This is a genomic window from Variovorax sp. F042 (assembly GCF_057814215.1).
The window spans coordinates 364,280-382,123 of record NZ_JBVASX010000004.1; the positions used below are offsets into that span (position 1 = coordinate 364,280).

At 66.5% G+C, this 17,844-nt stretch carries 19 protein-coding genes; 11 read left to right on the forward strand and 8 right to left on the reverse strand.

Annotated features, from left to right (window positions below; genetic code table 11):
* The first annotated feature begins 4 nt into the window (after positions 1–4).
* The 3 genes from pxpB to ACZYSP_RS17095 are packed head-to-tail and all read left to right on the forward strand — an operon-like array spanning position 5 to position 2,583.
* Positions 5–769 carry a 5-oxoprolinase subunit PxpB gene (pxpB, locus tag ACZYSP_RS17085; protein WP_256330809.1) on the forward strand — a complete coding sequence of 255 codons (765 nt, stop codon included), beginning with the start codon at positions 5–7 and terminating at the stop codon, positions 767–769.
* On the forward strand, positions 766–1,779 hold the full coding sequence (locus tag ACZYSP_RS17090) for a 5-oxoprolinase subunit C family protein (RefSeq protein ID WP_256216837.1): 1,014 nt from the start codon (positions 766–768) through the stop codon (positions 1,777–1,779). The genes pxpB and ACZYSP_RS17090 overlap by 4 nt, the downstream gene beginning before the upstream one ends.
* Before the next feature lie 51 nt (positions 1,780–1,830).
* The gene (locus tag ACZYSP_RS17095; protein WP_093078193.1) at positions 1,831–2,583 is read left to right on the forward strand and encodes a LamB/YcsF family protein; all 753 of its coding nucleotides are present in this window, start codon (positions 1,831–1,833) and stop codon (positions 2,581–2,583) included.
* A 61-nt stretch (positions 2,584–2,644) separates the two neighbouring features.
* Here the strand turns inward: ACZYSP_RS17095 and ACZYSP_RS17100 are convergent, their stop codons facing one another.
* The 6 genes from ACZYSP_RS17100 to ACZYSP_RS17125 are packed head-to-tail and all read right to left on the reverse strand — an operon-like array spanning position 2,645 to position 8,205.
* Complete coding sequence (locus tag ACZYSP_RS17100; protein ID WP_256216838.1) at positions 2,645–2,935, reverse strand: FmdB family zinc ribbon protein; 291 nt, start codon at positions 2,933–2,935, stop codon at positions 2,645–2,647.
* Positions 2,904–4,316: a dihydropyrimidinase gene (hydA, locus tag ACZYSP_RS17105; RefSeq protein ID WP_093051948.1), complete on the reverse strand. Its 1,413-nt coding sequence runs from the start codon at positions 4,314–4,316 to the stop codon at positions 2,904–2,906. Before hydA ends, ACZYSP_RS17100 begins: the two co-directional genes overlap by 32 nt.
* 28 nt (positions 4,317–4,344) lie before the next feature.
* Positions 4,345–5,280 (reverse strand): dihydrodipicolinate synthase family protein, encoded by a 936-nt coding sequence (locus ACZYSP_RS17110; protein ID WP_093078195.1) that lies wholly within the window; start codon positions 5,278–5,280, stop codon positions 4,345–4,347.
* Between the two features lie 12 nt (positions 5,281–5,292).
* Positions 5,293–6,441, reverse strand: coding sequence for an NAD(P)/FAD-dependent oxidoreductase (locus tag ACZYSP_RS17115; RefSeq protein WP_093078196.1), 1,149 nt, complete (start codon positions 6,439–6,441; stop codon positions 5,293–5,295).
* Positions 6,438–7,886: an FAD/NAD(P)-dependent oxidoreductase gene (locus tag ACZYSP_RS17120; protein ID WP_093078198.1), complete on the reverse strand. Its 1,449-nt coding sequence runs from the start codon at positions 7,884–7,886 to the stop codon at positions 6,438–6,440. Before ACZYSP_RS17120 ends, ACZYSP_RS17115 begins: the two co-directional genes overlap by 4 nt.
* On the reverse strand, positions 7,879–8,205 hold the full coding sequence (locus ACZYSP_RS17125; protein ID WP_093078199.1) for a (2Fe-2S)-binding protein: 327 nt from the start codon (positions 8,203–8,205) through the stop codon (positions 7,879–7,881). Before ACZYSP_RS17125 ends, ACZYSP_RS17120 begins: the two co-directional genes overlap by 8 nt.
* Before the next feature lie 204 nt (positions 8,206–8,409).
* Between ACZYSP_RS17125 and ACZYSP_RS17130 the strand changes: the two genes are divergently transcribed.
* From ACZYSP_RS17130 to ACZYSP_RS17145, 4 genes are read left to right on the forward strand one after another with little or no spacing between them, the layout of a single operon-like run.
* Positions 8,410–9,243, forward strand: a complete 834-nt coding sequence (locus ACZYSP_RS17130) for a transporter substrate-binding domain-containing protein (protein ID WP_093078201.1) — start codon at positions 8,410–8,412, stop codon at positions 9,241–9,243.
* 17 nt (positions 9,244–9,260) lie between these two features.
* A complete protein-coding gene (locus tag ACZYSP_RS17135; protein ID WP_093078203.1) occupies positions 9,261–9,929 on the forward strand; it encodes an amino acid ABC transporter permease in 669 nt (222 codons plus the stop codon).
* Complete coding sequence (locus tag ACZYSP_RS17140) at positions 9,929–10,618, forward strand: amino acid ABC transporter permease (RefSeq protein ID WP_093078204.1); 690 nt, start codon at positions 9,929–9,931, stop codon at positions 10,616–10,618. The genes ACZYSP_RS17135 and ACZYSP_RS17140 overlap by 1 nt, the downstream gene beginning before the upstream one ends.
* Entirely contained in the window at positions 10,596–11,333 is a 738-nt protein-coding gene (locus ACZYSP_RS17145; protein ID WP_093078206.1) for an amino acid ABC transporter ATP-binding protein, read from the forward strand. Before ACZYSP_RS17140 ends, ACZYSP_RS17145 begins: the two co-directional genes overlap by 23 nt.
* Positions 11,334–11,361: 28 nt before the next feature.
* On the opposite strand, the gene ACZYSP_RS17150 is transcribed toward ACZYSP_RS17145, so the two are convergent.
* Positions 11,362–12,150, reverse strand: a complete 789-nt coding sequence (locus ACZYSP_RS17150; protein WP_256216840.1) for a GntR family transcriptional regulator — start codon at positions 12,148–12,150, stop codon at positions 11,362–11,364.
* Between the two features lie 245 nt (positions 12,151–12,395).
* Positions 12,396–13,085: a GntR family transcriptional regulator gene (locus tag ACZYSP_RS17155; protein ID WP_093078208.1), complete on the reverse strand. Its 690-nt coding sequence runs from the start codon at positions 13,083–13,085 to the stop codon at positions 12,396–12,398.
* 107 nt (positions 13,086–13,192) lie between these two features.
* Between ACZYSP_RS17155 and araD the strand changes: the two genes are divergently transcribed.
* From araD to ACZYSP_RS17175, 4 genes are read left to right on the forward strand one after another with little or no spacing between them, the layout of a single operon-like run.
* Positions 13,193–14,920 carry an L-arabinonate dehydratase gene (gene araD / locus ACZYSP_RS17160; RefSeq protein WP_093078294.1) on the forward strand — a complete coding sequence of 576 codons (1,728 nt, stop codon included), beginning with the start codon at positions 13,193–13,195 and terminating at the stop codon, positions 14,918–14,920.
* Between the two features lie 54 nt (positions 14,921–14,974).
* Complete coding sequence (locus ACZYSP_RS17165; protein ID WP_093078209.1) at positions 14,975–15,685, forward strand: ribonuclease activity regulator RraA; 711 nt, start codon at positions 14,975–14,977, stop codon at positions 15,683–15,685.
* Between the two features lie 32 nt (positions 15,686–15,717).
* Positions 15,718–16,698 (forward strand): Bug family tripartite tricarboxylate transporter substrate binding protein, encoded by a 981-nt coding sequence (locus tag ACZYSP_RS17170; protein WP_093078211.1) that lies wholly within the window; start codon positions 15,718–15,720, stop codon positions 16,696–16,698.
* Positions 16,699–16,727: 29 nt separating this feature from the next.
* Positions 16,728–17,834, forward strand: a complete 1,107-nt coding sequence (locus ACZYSP_RS17175; RefSeq protein ID WP_093078213.1) for an SMP-30/gluconolactonase/LRE family protein — start codon at positions 16,728–16,730, stop codon at positions 17,832–17,834.
* Positions 17,835–17,844 lie beyond the last annotated feature (10 nt).

A 17,844-nucleotide genomic window follows, 5' to 3' on the forward strand; every position in this document is an offset into this window, starting at 1 on the left:
CAACATGCAAGATGCGATGCCGACGATTCCTCCCGGTCGGGCCAGCGGCTCAGCGCACCGTCTCACGGGCTGGCAAATCGAACCGGTGGGCGATCGATGCCTCCTGGTGCGTCTGGGCGATCAGGTCGGTGCAGAGACCAGTCGCACCGTGCAGAACGTCGCTGCATACCTGTCATCGGCAAACCTGCCTGGCGTGTTCGATGTGGTGCCCGCATTCACGACCGTGGCCTTGCACTATCAGCCGCTCGCATTCGCGCGACGCCAGGGGGCGGCGTCCCTTCAGTTGGCACGGCGCATCGAGCGGCTGCTGGGCGGTGATATTCCCACGCTGCCAGTGAACGACCAGGTGATCGACATCCCCGCCTGCTATGGCGGCGAATACGGCCCCGACCTGGAGGATGTGGCCCGGCGCTGCGGCCTGACGGCCGACGAAGTCGTCAGTCTGCATTCCGCGACGCCGATGTCGCTCTACGTCTATTTCTTCTCTCCGGGCAACCCGTTCTTCGGTCCGGTCGATCCCCGGCTGAAGGTCCCGCGCCGCGCGACGCCGCGCCTGCTGGTGGAGGCAGGGTCGGTTGCCATCGCCAACGGCATCACGTCCATCTACCAGACGGCGCTGCCCGGCGGCTGGAACGTGATCGCCCGTACCCCGTGGAGCATGTTCGATGTGACGAAGACCCCGCCAACGCGGATGCAGCCCGGCGCCCGGGTGCGCTTCCATCCGATCTCGCCTTCGCAATTCGCGCAGATGCAGGAGCCCAGGTCATGACCAGGAGCTCGTTCGCGCACATGCAGGTTCTGCAGCCGGGCATGTTCTCGGTGGTGCAGGACCTGGGGCGCCTGGGCCATCAGCACCATGGCGTTCCGGTGACCGGTGCCATGGACGAGTGGTCGCACCGGGCTGCCAACATGCTGGTCGGCAATGCCGACGATGCGGCCGTGCTCGAATGCACGCTGACCGGCCCCGCCGTTCAATTCACCCGGGACACGCTGCTGGCCGTCTGCGGTGCGCAGGTCCGCATCACCGCTGGGGACCGGCCCGTTCCCATGGGTTGTGCCGTGCTGTTGCGCCGCGGCGTGACGCTGGCTTTCGGCGAGCGCAGCAGCGGCGCCCGGATGTACCTGGCGGTGCGCGGCGGCTTCGCGACGACGCCCGTGCTCGGCAGTCGCAGCACGTATCTGCCCGGAAACTTCGGCGGTCACGAGGGGCGGGCGCTACGCAAGAACGACCGGGTGCCGCTCGCTGCGTCGGACCCGGATGCGCCCACGCTGGCGCTCGAGCGCATCCTGGTGCAGAGCGGTCTGCCGTTCGTGGCGGCAGCGCGCGTCGGCACCGAACTGCCGGACGGATCGTCCGAAGGCGTTCGCTTCATACCGGGGCCGCAGTGGAACGCCTTCTCTGCCGAGGCGAGAGAGCGTTTTGTCAGCCAGCCCTTCGCGATCTCGTCGCGCTCCAACCGCATGGGCTACCGACTCGAAGGCCCCGGCCTTCAACTCACGCAGCCGCTGGAGATGATTTCGGAGGCCACGAGTTTCGGCACGGTGCAAGTGCCGCCCGACGGCCAGCCGATCGTGCTGATGGCCGACCGCCAAAGCGCGGGCGGCTATCCCAAGATCGCCTATGTCGCGAGCGCCGACCTCCCGCGCCTGGCCCAGGCGCTTCCGGGCGCGTCCATCCGCTTCACTCCGGTGGCCCAGCATGCGGCCGAGCAGGCATGGCTCGATCTCGAAGACCGGCTGGCGCTGGTGCGGGAAATGGCCGCGCACGCGCTCGCCTGAGCCCGCATCGAGCCGCACGCGCCCACTCACAAGGTACAAGGAAACACTGCCATGCCATCGATCGACATCAACTGCGACATGGGCGAGAGCTTCGGCCCCTGGGTCATGGGGCAGGACCTCGAGATCCTCCCGCACGTGACCTCCGCGAACATCGCCTGCGGCTTTCATGCGAGCGACCCCGACACCATGCTGAAGACCGTGCGTGCGGCCATTGCCAGCGGCGTGGCGCTGGGCGCCCATCCCGGTCTGCCGGACCGCCAGGGCTTCGGACGACGCGCGATGGACATGTCGCCGGCCGAGGTCTACGCGCTGGTGATCTACCAGGTCGGCGCGCTGCAGGGCTTTGCACGGTCCCAGGGCGCATCGCTGCACCACGTGAAGACCCACGGCGCTCTCTACAACATGACCGTGCGGCAGCCGGCGCTCGCCGAAGCGGTGGCGCAGGCGGTGTTCGATTTCGATCCGACGCTGCAGCTCTTCGTGGCGAACAGGAACATGGCCCAGGCCGCGCGCGACAAGGGCCTGGCGGTGTGCTCCGAGGTCTTCGCAGACCGTAGCTACCAGGACGACGGCACATTGACGCCGCGCTCGCAGCCGGGCGCCATGATCGAAGACGTCGAGCAGGCCATCGCACAGGTGCGGCGCATGGTGCTCGAGGGTGTCGTTCGCTCCGTGAACGGCGTGGACGTGCCGGTGACCGCCGACACCCTTTGCCTTCACGGCGACCAGCCCGGCGCCGTCGTGTTTGCCCTGCGAATCCGCGAGGCGTTGCTGGCCGACGGCATTGCCATCGCGCGGACCTGAGCGTTTTCCACTGCACGCCCTTGCTGTGGTCGGCGCGGCCTGCCTGGTCCCGCCTGGAGGTTCAGGCACCGGCTCGCGGACAGCAGGCGCAAACGCCACTCTGCCGGAGTCGCCGATAGCTCGAACCGTCGCTCTGCGCCGCAGCATGCCTCAACTTTTCGCCGCTTCGCTGCCCACCCAGTGAAGCGGGCACGCTCAGCACGCGGCCGGACTCCGACCCGCATGCAGGGCAGGGCGCTGGCCGATCGAACAGGGCCATCGGCCGCCGTTCGACGAATGGTCCGCAGCGCGGGCAGGCGTAGTCGTAGGTGGGCACGGAGCTACCAGCCGCCCGATTCACCACGCGCCACATAGCGGCCGCTGCCGGTCTTGCCGAGCCATCGGTCGCCGTCGACGATGAGTTCGCCGCGCAACAGCACCTTCTTCACCTGCCCCGTCACGCCCCGGCCTTCGAACAGCGTGAAATCGCAGTTGCCGTGCTGCGTCTTCGCCGAGATGACGTGCGGCGCATCGGGGTCGAAGATCACCAGGTCGGCATCGCTGCCGACGGCGATCGTGCCCTTTTGCGGAAACAGTCCGAACAGCTTCGAGGGCGCCGTGGACACCAGCTCGACGAAGCGGTTGAGCGAGATGCGGCCGGCGCGCACGCCGCCGTCGTAGAGCGTCGCCATGCGTGTTTCCACGCCGGGTACGCCGTTGGGGATCTTCGAGAAATCATTGCGGCCGTACGGCTTCTGGTTCACGCGCCCCAGGTGCCCTTCCTTCATGCAGAAGGGGCAATGGTCGGTCGAGACCAGCTGCAGGTCGTCGGTGCGCAGTGCGGTCCACAAGGCCTGCTGCGACTCCTTGGAGCGAAGCGGCGGACTCATCACGTAGCGCGCCAGGTCGAAGTCTTCGCTGTCGTAGGCGCTGTCGTCGAAGAACAGGTAGTGCGGACAGGTTTCGGCAAACACCGGCACCCCCATGTCCCGGGCCTCGACCACATGCTTGAGCGCTTCCCTGGCCGAGAGATGGACGAAGTACACGGGCGCGTCGGCGAGCTCGGCGAGCTTGATGCCGCGATGCGTGGCTTCGCCCTCCATGATCGCCGGCCGTGTGAGCGCGTGGTACTTGGGTGCGGTGTGCCCCTGCGCGAGCGCCTCCTTGATGAGGAGTTCGATGATGGTCCCGTTCTCGGCGTGCAGGGCGATCATGCCGCCGTGCTGCCCGACCATGCGCATGGCCTGGAAGATGGCCGCGTCGTCGACCATCACCGAACCCGGGTAGGCCATGAACATCTTGAAGCTCGAAACCCCCTCATGCCGGATCGCGTGCTGCATGTCGGCCAGCACCTGGTCGTCCACGCCGGTCACGATGACATGGAAGCCGTAGTCGATGCAGGCCCCGTCGGCGCCCTTCGCGCGGGCCCGCTCGATGGCCTCGAGCACGCTCACGCCCTTGCGCTGGAAGGCGAAGTCCACGATCGTCGTGGTGCCCCCGAAAGCGGCCGAACGCGTGCCCGACTCGAAGCTGTCGCAGGTGGTCGAGTCGCCGAAGGTGTTGTCCATGTGGGTGTGGCAATCCACCCCGCCGGGCAGCACCAGCATGCCGGCGGCGTCGATGACCTCGACGTCGGCTCCGACATCGAGTGCGCGGCCAATGGCGACGATGCAGCCATCGTCGATCAGCAGGTCGGCGGTGTAGTCGTCCACGGCCGTGACGATGCGGCCGTTGCGGATGATCTTGCGGGTCATGGGCGGGGCTCTCCTTGGTCGGCTCGGTTCAGGCGTGCACGCCGGCCTCGGCCAGCGCACGTTCCAGTGCCGCGACTTCATCGCGCGGCAGCGGTCCTATCGGGGGGCGCATGGCGTCGCTCGGAAAGCGGCCCAGCAGCTTGAGGCAGGTCTTCAGGCGCGCCGTGGCATATCCGCCGGGCGCGGTGCCGTAGATCGCCTTGGCGAGCGGGTAGATGCGGTCGTTGAAGTTGCGTGCCTGCGCGAGGTCGCCACGCTTGATCGCAAGGTCGAGGTCGATCACCAGTTCGGGAACGACCGCGGCCAGGCTCACCAGGCTGCCTTCGCTGCCGATCGCGAAGCAGGTCAGCAGATGCTCGTCGCCCGAGGCCATCATGGCGACGTGCGGCGCCACCCGCTTCACCAGGCGGCGGTTGGCCTCGTAGGCTGCCGCCTCCCAGCTTCCTTCTTTCACGCCGACCACATGCGGCATCTGGGCGAGCTCTGCCAGCACCTCGGGACGATAGGCGAGGGTGCCTGCATTGACGCCGGCCTGGTAGAGCATCAGGGGCATCTGCGCGTTGGCATTGGCAATCCGGTGGTGCGTTACCGCCATGCGCGAGTCCTGCGAGAGTGCCCACGAGAACGGCGGGAAGACCAGCGCGGCATCGGCCCGGGCCGCCTTGGCGTCGTCGACATGGCGCTGGGCCTCGAAGCTGTCTTCGGCATTGATGCCGCACACCAGCAGCGATCGTTCGCCGCAAACCTCGAATGCGATCTCGGTCACCCGGCGCTTCTCCTCGCGCGAGAGCGAGAAGTTCTCGCCGGCATGGCCGTTGATCAGCAGGCCCTTCATGCCCGGCACAAAGGCGTTGGCCTCGAGATGACGCGCCAGCGTCGCTTCGTCGATGCGGCCGTCGTCGAGCAGCGGGCACAGGGTGGCGGCATAGATGCCGTGGAAAGCGTCGGATTGTTGGGGAATCATGGGAACGGGTTATCAAGTGCTGGGCATCGGCATGCCCAACAGGCGGGCGGGATCGAAAAGAGGCAGTTCGGGCTGCTGCCCGAGGATGTGCTGGGCCATGATCCGGCCCATGAACGGACCGCTGGTGTAGCCCGAGTGGGCGCTGCCGACCACGTAGGCCCGCGGCACGCCGGGCACGTCGCCGATGATCGGCATGGCGTCGGCCGTCTCGGCCTCAAGGCCGAGCCAGATGCGCGCGATGCGGGCCTCGGCCAAAGCGGGGAGGGCATAGGCCGCCAGGCGCATGTTGCCCACGAGATTCTGCGGACGGGCCTCGACGCCACCGCGCTCGCGGTCGCCTTCGCCCTGCCAGCCACCGCCGATCAGCACGGTGCCGTTGGCGAACTGCTTGAGCGACAACAACCCGTTGGCGACGCTGAGCACGGTGCGCATCACCGGTCGCACGCGCTCGGTAATGATGAGCTGGTTGATCAGCACCTTGATCGGGATCTGCACGCCGAGCCAGGCGAGCATGTTCTCGATCCACACCCCGCCCGCGAGGACCACGCGCGTCGCCTGCAAGGGCAGCCGGCTCGCCGCGGCGCCAAAGCGGATTACGTGGCCCGCGTCCCCGGAGTCGATGCCTTCGACAGGCGTGTTCTCGATCACGTCGACGCCGGCGGCCGTGAGTGCATGGCGGAAGGCGCGGCCCGTGAGATAGGCGCTTGCGAAGCCATCGATGTCGCAATAGCCTGCCTTCAGCAGGCCGGGATGCACGCCGGGCTCGATCTCTCTCGCGCGCGCCGGCGAAATGACTTCGATCGGCGCACCGTATTCGCGGCGCGCCTTGGCGCGCAGCTCGACCAGTTCGCACTCGGCCTCGGTAAAGGCCAGCGTGAGGCCCGGCACATGGGTCGCGAGCACGCTCATGCCCAGCCATTTCTCGGCGTCCATCCACATTTGCCAGGCGCGCATTGCATAGGGCACCAGCGCGGCGCGTGTCATGTGCAGCGTCAGCGTGCCGGCGTTGACGCCGGATGCCTCGCGGCACAGGGGCCCGCGATCGACCAGTGCGACTCGCATGCCGCCTTGCGCGAGATGCAGCGCAGTCGAGCAGCCCATGACGCCGCCACCGATCACGACCGCGTCGTATGCGGCCGAGGAGCGCACGTTGCCGCTCACAGCGGCGCCGCCTTCGGGATCGGGATGTCGGCATAGGTGTAGTTGCCGGCCACCTCGGCGAGCGAGACCGGACGCAGCGGGGCCCGGCCCGTGAAGCAGCCCACGGCTTCGCGGCTGCCCGCGTGAGCAGCGAGCAGGGCGCCCGCGATGTCCCCGCAGGTACGGCCCTGGCAGGGGCCCATGCCGCAGCGTGTCCAGGCCTTGAGCTGGTTCATGTCGCGGGCGCCATCGCGCGCGGCGGCATCGATCTCGGCTCGGGTCACGTCTTCGCAGCGGCAGACCACCGTGTCGGGCGCAATGCTCGCGACGGCGCCTTCGCGCAGTGCCATCAGACCCGCCATCGCGCGCCCGAAGCGGGCGGGCTTGTGCCATTGCGCGAGCAGTCGATCGCGCTCGCGCGAGTGGGCCTCGGCCGTCAATCGGCCCAGATCGTGGGCGCAGGCCACGGCAGCAAGCTCGCCGTGGGCGCCGGCTGCGGCGGCACCGGCAATGCCAGCCCCGTCGCCCGCGACGTACAGACCGGAGACGGAGGTGCGGCCCTGCGCATCGGTCTCGGCAATCCAGCCGCCACGCGCCGCTTCGTAGCGGTGGCGCGCGCGCAGCAGCCGGGTGACGTCGGTGCCGGGCACAAGGCCGTGCCCCACCGCGACGGCGTCCGCCTCGAAAGCCACAGGCGCGGCATGCGCAACGGGCGCACCGGTCATGTCGACCTGCCGCGCGTGAACGCGGAATCCGTCGCCGAGCGCTTCGACTGACGCGATGCCGTGGCGATAGAGCAGCGGCACACGCGCCTTGCGCAGGAGCGCCTTCCATTGCACGCCTTGCCACAGCAGATCGGGCCGGCCTGCCAGCGAAGGCAAGGTCTGCAGCCAATCGGCCCGGCTGGCCTGGTCCAGCACGGCAGCGACCTCGCCGCCGGCCTTGAGGATGCCACTGGCCACAGCCAGCAGCAGGGGGCCGCTGCCTGCCACCACCGTGCGGCGCCCGGGCAGCATGTTCTGGGACTTGAGGAGGATCGTGGCGGCGGCCAGGCCGATGACGCCGGGCAGGGTCCAGCCGGCGAAGGGAACGACCCGCTCGGTCGTGCCCGTTGCCACGAGCAATGCACGCGGCTGCCAGCTCGTCACGCCCTGGGGGCCGATAAGGTCGGTGCGAAGGCTGCTGCCCACGTTCCACACCTTGTGGCCGAACAGGCATCGGATGCCGGATCGGCTCAGTTCGGCACGCAGGGCGTCGCCCTGTACGGCTTCGGCCGAGGGCCGAATGCCCGCCGCCCGCGTGAAGCCCGGGGGCAGGGGACGCCACACCTGTCCTCCCGCGTCGGAGTTCTCATCGACCAGCAGGACGTCGAGGCCGCAGGCCTGCGCGCGTAGCGCGGCGCGTGCGCCGGCCGGTCCGGCGCCGATCACCAGCAGATCGATGGGGGAAGGGGGCGCTTCAGCCAAGACGCTGCTCCCGGTAGTCGAGCGATTCGATCTCCAGGCCCGCCGCCGCCGGCACCTGGCAGGCCGGTAGCTTGCGCCCGCCCACCCATACGAGGCATTCCTGGCAGGAGCCCATGAGGCAGAACATTCCGCGCGGTGCGTTGTCGCGCGGACTGCGCCGGAGTTCGCGCTGTCCTGCGGCAAACAGCGCCGCCGCGACGCTCTCGCCCTCGAACGCGTCGACCGTACAGCCGTCGGCCATGAAACGCACCGCAGGTCCGCGCTGCACTGCCTGGTCGGCGCGCAGCGATGGCATCGCAGGAGTTGAGCTTTTCGTCATGAGAGGAAGTGACGGAATGAACGGGTAAACGCGAACTGGAAGCTTGGACTGGACCGCTCGAAGTTTATTGTATACATTCAATATATATATCTTATATTTTTTGAAGACAAAATGCGATCTGGCATTCGTCTTGCATCCGTTTTTCCCGACATCCGGGCCGCTTCGGCGACTGGTTCGACCTTCACCCTCTAGGAGTTTTTCTCGATGAAGCAGATAAGGAACACCATCCGCCGCACCCTCCTGGTTGCCGGATCACTCGCGCTGGGTTCGGCGCTGATGGGCCTGCCGGCCGTGAGCTCGGCCCGCACGCTCGATGAAATCGTGGCCAGCAAGAAGCTCGTGATCGGCGTCAATCCGACCTTGCCTCCGCTGGGCATCTTCAATGACAAGAATGAAATCGACGGCTTCGATGTGGACATCGCGCGCAAGCTCGGCGAACTGCTGGGCGTCAAGACCGAGATCGTGCAGGTCGGCTCGCCCGACCGCATTCCCTTCGTGAGCAGCGGCAAGATCGATGCGGTGCTCGGCGCCATGACGATCACGGCCGAGCGCCAGAAGGTGATCGACTTCACCGTGCCGCTGCACACCGAGGTGCTGGGCGTGCTGACCACCAAGGCCAAACCCTACAAGGACTGGATGGAGCTCAACGACCCGGCAGTGAGACTGGTCGAGGTGCGCGGCGCCACGCCCGTGAAGCTGGTACAGGAAAAGCTGCCCAAGGCGCAACTGCTGCTGCTCGACAACTACCCCGATGCGGTGCGCGCCATTGCCCAGGGCCGGGCCGATGCAATGATTGACGTGATGGACTTCATGACCGAGCACACGGCCAAGCACAAGGTCGACTGGCGCATCGTGGACGCACCGATCGAGGTCTACTTCTGCGGCATCGGCGTGCAGAAGGGCAATGACGCCTTGCGCGAGAAACTCAGCGCGGCCGTCAAGGAAATGCACAAGAGCGGCTACGTGGACGAACGCTGGAAGAAGTGGTTCGGCGGCCCGATGCTGCACGATCCGCGCACCGCACCGACCTATAAATAAGGCCGCGAGGGGAGGGCATGCAATTCGACTACACACCGGTGCTGGAGCGCCTGCCCTATCTGATCGGCGGCGCCTGGCTGAGCCTGCAGATCGCGTTCCTCGCGTTTGCCCTCGGAATGCTGCTCGGCCTTGGCGGTGCCTCGGTGCGCGCCTACGGCCCGCGCTGGGCGCGTCGCATCGTCGGCGCCTACGTGGTGTTCTTCACCAATACGCCGCAGCTGGTTCAGATCTTCTTCATCTTCTTCGCGCTGCCCGATGCCGGCATCCTGCTGTCGCCGTACCAGGCCGTGCTGATCGGCATGACGCTCAATGCCGGTGCCTACCTCACAGAGATCCAGCGCGCGGGCTTCGAATCGGTGCGCCTGCCTGAACTGGAGGCCGCCGAGACGCTGGGCTTCTCGCGCATCCAGACCATCCGCTACGTGATCCTGCCGCACATCGTGCGCGTGCTGTTTCCGCCGCTGTCCAACCAGTACATCCTGATGACCCTCGGCACGTCGATGGCGGCCGTATTCGGTGTCGAGGAACTCACCGGAAGGGCCTACAACATCAACTCCGAGACCTTCCGTTCGATCGAGGTGTTCTCGGTTGCCGCGGTGCTCTACATCGTGATCACGCTGATCGCCACGCTGTCGCTCGCTTTCGTCGGAAAGCGATTCTTCCGCGCCAAGATGAGGTGGTTCTGATGCTCGACCAGATCCTCCAGGAGCTGCCTCGTTTCTTCAGCTACTACAACCTGCTCTTCTTCGCGAAGGCGCTGGGCGTGACCTTTGCCTTGTCGGCCATCGGCTGCGTCGTCGGGTTCTCGCTGGGCTTTCTGCTCGCGGCCGTGAGGCTGGACACCCGGCCGGCAGGCCGGCCCCTGCGCGTTGCTTCGACGGTCTTCGTCGAGCTGTTCAGGCGCATCCCCTTCCTCGTTACCCTGATGCTGGTGTTCTTCATCTTCCAGGGGCTCAACGCCGACCTCGCCATGTTCACCGTGGCGTTGATCAGCGTCTGCTTGATCGCCACCGCATTCATCGCCGAGATCGTGCGAAGCGGGCTCGAATCGGTGCACCGCAACCAGTGGGACGCTGCGGCGGCGATGAACTTCAGCTACCTGCAGACGCTGCGCCTCGTGATCGTCCCGCAGGCCTGGAAGATCATTCTTCCGCCGGTCTTCGGCTTCTTCGTCCTGTTCATCAAGGACACCGCGCTGGCCTCGCAGATCGGTGTCGTCGAACTGGCCTTTGCCGGCAAGACGATGAACAACAAGGGCTTCTCGGCCACGCTTGTCTACGGCACCGTGCTGGCCCTTTATTTCATGCTGTCCTATCCGCTGGCCCGGTTCGGAAAACACCTGGAGAAAAAGCTTGCCCCAACTCGAAATCGTTGACCTGAAGGCCAACTACGGCTCACACACCGTACTCGAGCGCATCAACCTGTCGGTCGACAAGGGCGAGATCGTCAGCCTCATCGGCCCGTCGGGCTCGGGCAAGAGCACCTTGCTGCGCGTGCTGATGGGCCTGCTGCCGCCGATCGAGGGCCAGGTGCGCATCTACGGCCAGGCGCTCGACTACAACGACCGCGAACAGCTGCGCCGCCTGCGTTCGCAGATGGCCATCGTGTTCCAGCAGTACAACCTGTTCCAGAACATGACGGTGCTCGACAACGTGACCGTCGCACCGATCAAGGTCAAGGGACGCCCGCGCAAGCAGGTCGAGGACTATGCGATCCAGCTGCTCGAGAAGGTGGGCATGGGCGCCAAGCTGAAGGCGTACCCCGACCAGCTGTCGGGCGGCCAGCAGCAGCGCGTTGCAATCGCGCGGGCACTGGCGCTGCAGCCGGGCATCCTGCTGCTTGACGAAGTCACGGCCGCCCTCGACCCCGAACTCGTCAACGAAGTGCTGGACACGGTGCGGCTCCTGGCGGCCGAGGGCATGACGATGTTCATCGTCTCGCACGAGATGGGCTTCGTGCGCGAGGTATCGAGCAAGGTCGTTTTCATGGCCGACGGGCACGTGGTCGAGATCGGCGCGCCGCGGCAGATCTTCGACGAACCCCGCGAGGCACGCACCCGCGAGTTCGTCGGCAAGATACTGCGGCACTGATCGGCCCGTGCGCCGTTGCCAGCCCGGCCTACTGCGGGAGCTCGGTCACCAGCCCGTTGCTGAGCCTTGAGAGCGTATAGCGCGCAAGGTTGCGCAGGTGGGTGACGACCGCCTGTTCGGCTGCCTTCTCGTTGCCTGCGATGTAGGCGTCCAGAATCGCCAGGTGCTCGGCCCTGTCGTCCTCGATGCGATTGAAAGGGTCGACCACCTCGAAGAGGCGGCACAGCACGCGCAGATGAGCGATGGTCTCGGCCAGCATCGCGTTACCGGAGGCGCGCGCGAACATGCCGTGGATCTCGTCATCGGCGTGCCAGTGGCTGGAGCCCTGCTGGCTCGAATCCAGGGACAGGATGTCGTTGCGCAGGCGCTGCACCAGGTCTGCGGGCACATGCCCTATGGAGAGCGACACGGCCTGCGACTCGAGTCGTTCGCGCACCTGCAGGCACTGGAAGTAGTGCGACGCCGTGATGCGTCGCACCGCATAGGAGCGCGCGTTGGCCCGCACAAGCAAGCCTTCGCCCTCGAGTCGAAGCAAGGCTTCGCGCAGAGGCGTGCGCGACATCTGGAGCCGTTCGGCCAGGCGCCCCTCCACCAGCACCTCGCCGCCGGTCAGCTCGCGCTGCAGAATGAGCCGCCGCACGACCGCGTAGGCTCGGTCGGTCAGGTTCGTCGAGGCTTCGCCGGAGGCGTCCGGAGCGGTCTTCGCGCGCTTCACGGGCGCCTGCGCGGGCTTGCGAGCGCGCGAGACCTTGCCGGGCGAAGCCGTCTTTCCGGGCTTCGCATGCGGCGTTGGCTTGATCGCGGCTTTGGGTTTCATATGATTTGTCTACAAACTGTGTGCAATCGAAGAATGCCACAGCATACGATGTCCTATCGGCTGGTCCGGCAATGTCGCATGGTGATGACCAGATCGCGGCGGTCCTGAACATTGGGCAGGTGTTGGCGACGAACTACCTTGGTGAGTACTGGTGGAGACGGGGGCGGCGCAGTTGTCGCAGCCAGCGCGTTGCGGTTCGATTTCTGAACGGGGGAGGGGCTCGCCGAAGTCGAGCATCCAAAGGTTCAGGCGAGCACGTAGTCGGGGTACTGCCGGCAGATCTCGTTCACCGCACTGAGCGTGCCTGACAGATGCTTGCGAAGCGCGGCCTGGGCGGCGGCCGGGTCCTGTGCCTCGATGGCGCGCACGATGGCGCGGTGGTCGCGCAGGATCGCCTCGGTCTTGCCGGCGGTAGGCAGGTGCAGGCGACGCAGCCGGTCGACGTGCCCGGATACGCGGCCCACAAGATCCCACAGGCCAAGGACGTTGCCGGCTTCGTACATCAGGCGATGGAACGCGCGATCGGCGTCGACGAAGTCTCCGTAGCGCTGCCCCGCCGACAGCGCTGCCTGCTGGGCGATGATGGCTTTCAGCTGCGCGACCAGCCCGGCTGACTCCTGCTGTGCCAGCTGGTGCACCAGTTCCAGCTCGATGGAGCGGCGCAGGAAATGTGCTTCGCGCGCCGCCGCGATGTCGATGCGGCTGACCAGCGTCGCATGCTGCGGAAACACGTCCACCAGTGCTTCTTCGCTCAGGCGCAGCAGCGCTTCGCGCACCGGCGTCTGGCTCACGCCAAAACGGTCGGCCAGTTCCTGCCGCACCAGCACGGTACCGGGCGTCAGTTCCAGCGAGAGGATGGCCTCGCGCAGTTTTTCCAGCACCTGGGGCGCGGCCAGGCGGGTACGGTCAAGTCGGATCTTGGGAGGGGCGCTCATCGCTGTCGATTGTGTCATTGACCCAGCTGATATATTAGTGTTTTAATTTCCGGATTGCGATAGGCGAGGCGGCACCCATGGTGCAGCGCGCCCTGGAGACAACCCTGATGAAACGCCCCTACGAATCCCTTCGCAGCGCCCGCTGGTTCGCGCCCGACGACTTCCGCTCCTTCGGCCATCGCTCGCGCGTGCTGCAGATGGGCTACAGCTATGCGGACTGGATGGGCAAGCCGGTCATCGCCATCGTCAACACCTGGAGCGACGCCAACCAGTGCCACGCGCACTTCAAGCAACGCGTGGAAGACGTCAAGCGCGGCGTGCTGCAGGCGGGTGGATTCCCGCTCGAGCTTCCGGCCATTTCGCTTTCGGAAAGCATGGTCAAGCCCACCACCATGCTCTACCGCAACTTCCTCGCGATGGAAACGGAAGAGCTGCTGCGCAGCCACCCGATAGACGGGGCGGTGCTGATGGGAGGCTGCGACAAGACCACGCCCGGCCTCGTGATGGGCGCGCTGAGCATGGACATTCCCTTCATCTACCTGCCGGCCGGCCCCATGCTGCGCGGCAACTGGAAGGGCAAGGTGCTGGGTTCGGGCTCCGATGCCTTCAAGTACTGGGACGAGCGCCGCGCCGGCCGGCTGGGCGAGCAGGCCTGGGCCGAGATGGAGGCCGGCATCGCCCGCAGCCACGGCACCTGCATGACCATGGGCACGGCCGCCACCATGATGGGCATTGCCGAAGCGGTGGGCCTGAGCTTGCCGGGTGCCTCCAGCATTCCCGCGGCGGACGCCAACCACATCCGCATGAGCGCCGACTGCGGCCGCCGCATCGTCGAGATGGTGTGGGAAGACCTCACGCCCGCGAAGATGCTCACGCGCGCCAACTTCGAGAACGGCATCGCCTGCGCGATGGCCATGGGCTGCAGCACCAATGCCGTCGTGCACCTGATCGCGATGTCACGCCGCGCCGGCCATGCAGTGAGCCTGGACGACTTCGATGCCTTCAGCCGCCGCGTGCCCGTCATCGCCAACATCCGGCCCAGCGGCGACACCTACCTGATGGAAGACTTCTTCTATGCCGGCGGCCTGCCGGCGATGCTGGAGCGCATCCGCGGCCACCTGCGGACCGACGCGCGCACCGTCAATGGCCGCACGCTCGGCGAGAACATCGAAGGCGCCGAGGTCTACGACGACGACGTCATCCGGCCGCTCGCCAACCCCATCTATGCCGAAGGCGCGCTGGCCGTCTTGCGCGGCAACCTGGCCCCCGACGGCGTGGTGATCAAGCCCAGCGCCTGCGCGCCGCACCTGCTGCAGCACAGCGGCCGTGCGCTGGTGTTCGACGACTACCCCGCGCTCAAGAAGGCGGTGGAAGACCCCGAGCTGGACGTGACTGGCGACGACATCCTCGTGCTGCGCAACGCCGGCCCGCGCGGTGCCGGCATGCCGGAGTGGGGCATGTTGCCGATTCCGACCAAGCTCCTGAAGCAGGGCGTGAAAGACATGCTGCGCCTGTCCGACGCGCGCATGAGCGGCACCAGCTACGGCGGCTGCCTGCTGCACTGTTCGCCCGAGGCGGCCATCGGCGGGCCGCTCGCATTGGTGCAGACCGGTGACCGCATCACCGTCGACGTGCCCGCACGGCGCATCCACCTCGACATCAGTGACGAGGAACTCGCCCTGCGCAAGGCCCGGTGGACACCGCCGCCGCCGCGCTACGAGCGCGGCTACGGATGGATGTTCGGCCGCCACATCAAGCAGGCCAACGAAGGCTGCGACTTCGACTTCCTGGAGACCAGCTTCGGTAAGCCAGTGCCGGAGCCCGACATCTTCTGATTCGCCTTTCAACCCCAATTCATTCCCATTTCATTTCAGGAACGGAGACGACACGTGAATCCAGCCACCCGCGAGCTGCTCATGAAGGTGAGCACCGCCACCCTGTGCACGGCCCTGTTCAAGCGTGGCCTGCGCAGCCAGTTCATCCAGGACGTGCGGCCGCTCAACGCGGGCCTGCCCAACATGGTGGGCGAGGCCTTCACGCTGCGCTACATGCCGGCGCGCGAAGACCTGAACCCGATCAGCGTCTTCCTCGACCGTGACCATCCGCAGCGCAAGGCTGTGGAGCAGTGCCCCGAAGGCGCCGTGCTGGTCATCGACAGCCGCAAGGATGCGCGCGCCGCCTCGGCTGGCGGCATCCTGGTCACGCGGCTGATGAAACGCGGCGTGGCCGGCGTGGTGACCGACGGCGGCTTTCGCGACAGTCCCGACATCGCGAAGCTCGGCTTTGCGGCCTACCACCATCGCCCCAGCGCGCCGACCAACCTCACGCTGCACCAGGCCATCGACATCAACGTGCCCATCGGCTGCGGCGATGCGCCGGTGTTTCCGGGCGACGTGATCGTGGGCGATGCCGAAGGCGTGATCGTCATACCGGCCCACATGGCCGACGAGGTCGCGGCCGAAGCAACCGAGATGACCGTCTTCGAAGACTTCGTGCAGGAAAAGGTGCTCGAAGGTCGTTCCATCCTCGGCCTCTATCCGCCCACTGACGAGCAAAGCCGCACTGACTTCGCAACCTGGCGCCAGGCCAAGGGCCGCTGAGCCCATCGACAAGAAAACAAAGGAGACAAGACATGCGTTTCATCCGCCTCGCTGCGGCGCTGCTTTCGGCTGCGCTCGCCCCTGTGGCCGCACTGGCCCAGACCCCCGAATGGCCGGCTGCCAAGCCCATCGTCTACGTTGTGCCGTTCACCCCCGGTGGCTCCACCGACATCGTAGGCCGCACGCTGGCCCAGAAGCTGGGCGAGAGCCTCAAGCAATCTGTGGTGGTCGACAACAAGCCCGGCCAGGCTGGCGGCATCGGTGCCGCCTACGTGGCCAGGGCTGCACCCGACGGCTACACGCTCTTCGGCGGGACCATCAGCACGCACGCAATCAACGCCAGCCTGTACAAGAAGCTGACCTACGACCCGATGAAGGACTTCGAGCCTGTCTCGCTGGTCGCGCGCCTGCCCAACGTGCTGATCGTCAACAGCCAACTCGGCGTGAACTCGGTGGCCGAACTGGTGGCCCTGCTGAAGAAGGACGAGAGCAAGCGCACCTTTGCCTCTTCCGGTGCCGGCACCTCCACCCACCTGGCCGGCGAGATGTTCGCCGACCTCATCGGCGTGAAGCTCACCCACGTGCCGTACAAGGGCACGCCGCCGGCCCTGACCGACGTGGCCGCAGGGCAGGTGCCCTTCATGTTCGACCAGGTGACGGCCGCGCTGCCACTGGTCAAGAGCGGCAAGCTCAAGCTGCTGGCCGTGACCACCGGCAAGCGCATCGCGCTGGTGCCCGAGCTGCCGACCATGATCGAGTCGGGCATTCCCGGCTTCGAGATGTCGTCGTGGCAGGCGGTGTACGCGCCCAAGGGCACGCCCAGGCCGATCGTGCAGCGCCTCAATGCAGAGATCGTGAAGGCGCTCAGGCAGCCCGACGTGCAGGCCAAGCTCTCGGACCAGCTGGCGATGGAGATCGTGGGCAGTACGCCGGAAGAACTGCGTGACTTCATGGCCAAGGAAATTCCGCGCTGGGCCGAGCTGGTGAAGAAGTCGGGCGCGGTGGCCGATTGAGTTTTCGCAACCACATGAGGAGACCTCCGATGCAGAGCGATATCAACCATCGACGACGCCAGTTGCTCAGGACGGCTGCGGGCGCAGGGGCCGCGGCGCTCAGCGGCCTGGCCGGCGCGCAAGCTTTCGATTTCAAACCCAACCAGCGCTACCCCGATCCGTCCGTGATGATCCTCGACCCGAGCTTCGCCAAGTACCGGATCTACAGCAGCACGGTGGAGCAGCTCGGCACGGGCATGCGTTGGGCCGAGGGCCCGGTCTACTTTCCCGAGCATGGCTACCTGCTCCTGAGCGACATTCCGAACAACCGGCTGATGAAGTACGACGAGAAGACCGGCAAGTTCTCCGTGCACAAGACCAACGTGAACTATGCCAATGGCAACACCCGTGATCGGCAGGGGCGGTTGATCACCTGCGAGCACTCGGTGACGCGGCGCGTGGTCCGCACCGAGAAGGACGGGCGCATGACAGTGCTGGCCGACAACTACGAAGGCAGACGCCTCAACGCGCCGAATGACGTCGTCGTCAAGTCGGACGACACCGTCTGGTTCACCGATCCCACCTTCGGCATCAACGGCGAGTGGGAAGGTTTCAAGGCGGTGCCGGAGCAGGCGACGACCAACGTGTACCGCATCGCGAAGGATGGCAAGCTCACCGCGGTGATCACCGATCTCGTCAATCCGAACGGCCTGGCGTTCTCGCCCGACGAGAAGAAGCTCTACGTCGTCGAATGGAAGGGAACGCCAAACCGCAGCATCTGGAGCTACGACGTGTCACCGGACGGCACAGGCGTTTCGAACAAGACCAAGCTTATCGACGCCGACGGGCCGGGTGCTTTTGACGGCTTTCGCGTCGACCGCGACGGCAATCTCTGGTGCGGGTGGGGCTACACGGGCGCGGTTGCGGCCGAACCTACGGACATCGGTGGTGGCATGAAGGCCTACCTGCCGACAGGCAAGTCGGAAGAGATGGACGGCGTGAAGATCTTCAATTCGCAGGGCAAGCCCATCGGCTTCATCCGCCTGCCCGAGCGCTGCCCGAATCTCGAATTCGGAGGCCCGAAGCGCAATCGCCTCTACATGGCGAGCAGCCATTCCCTCTATGCGCTCTACGTCGAAGCCCACGGCGCCGTTTGAGGCGCTCCCG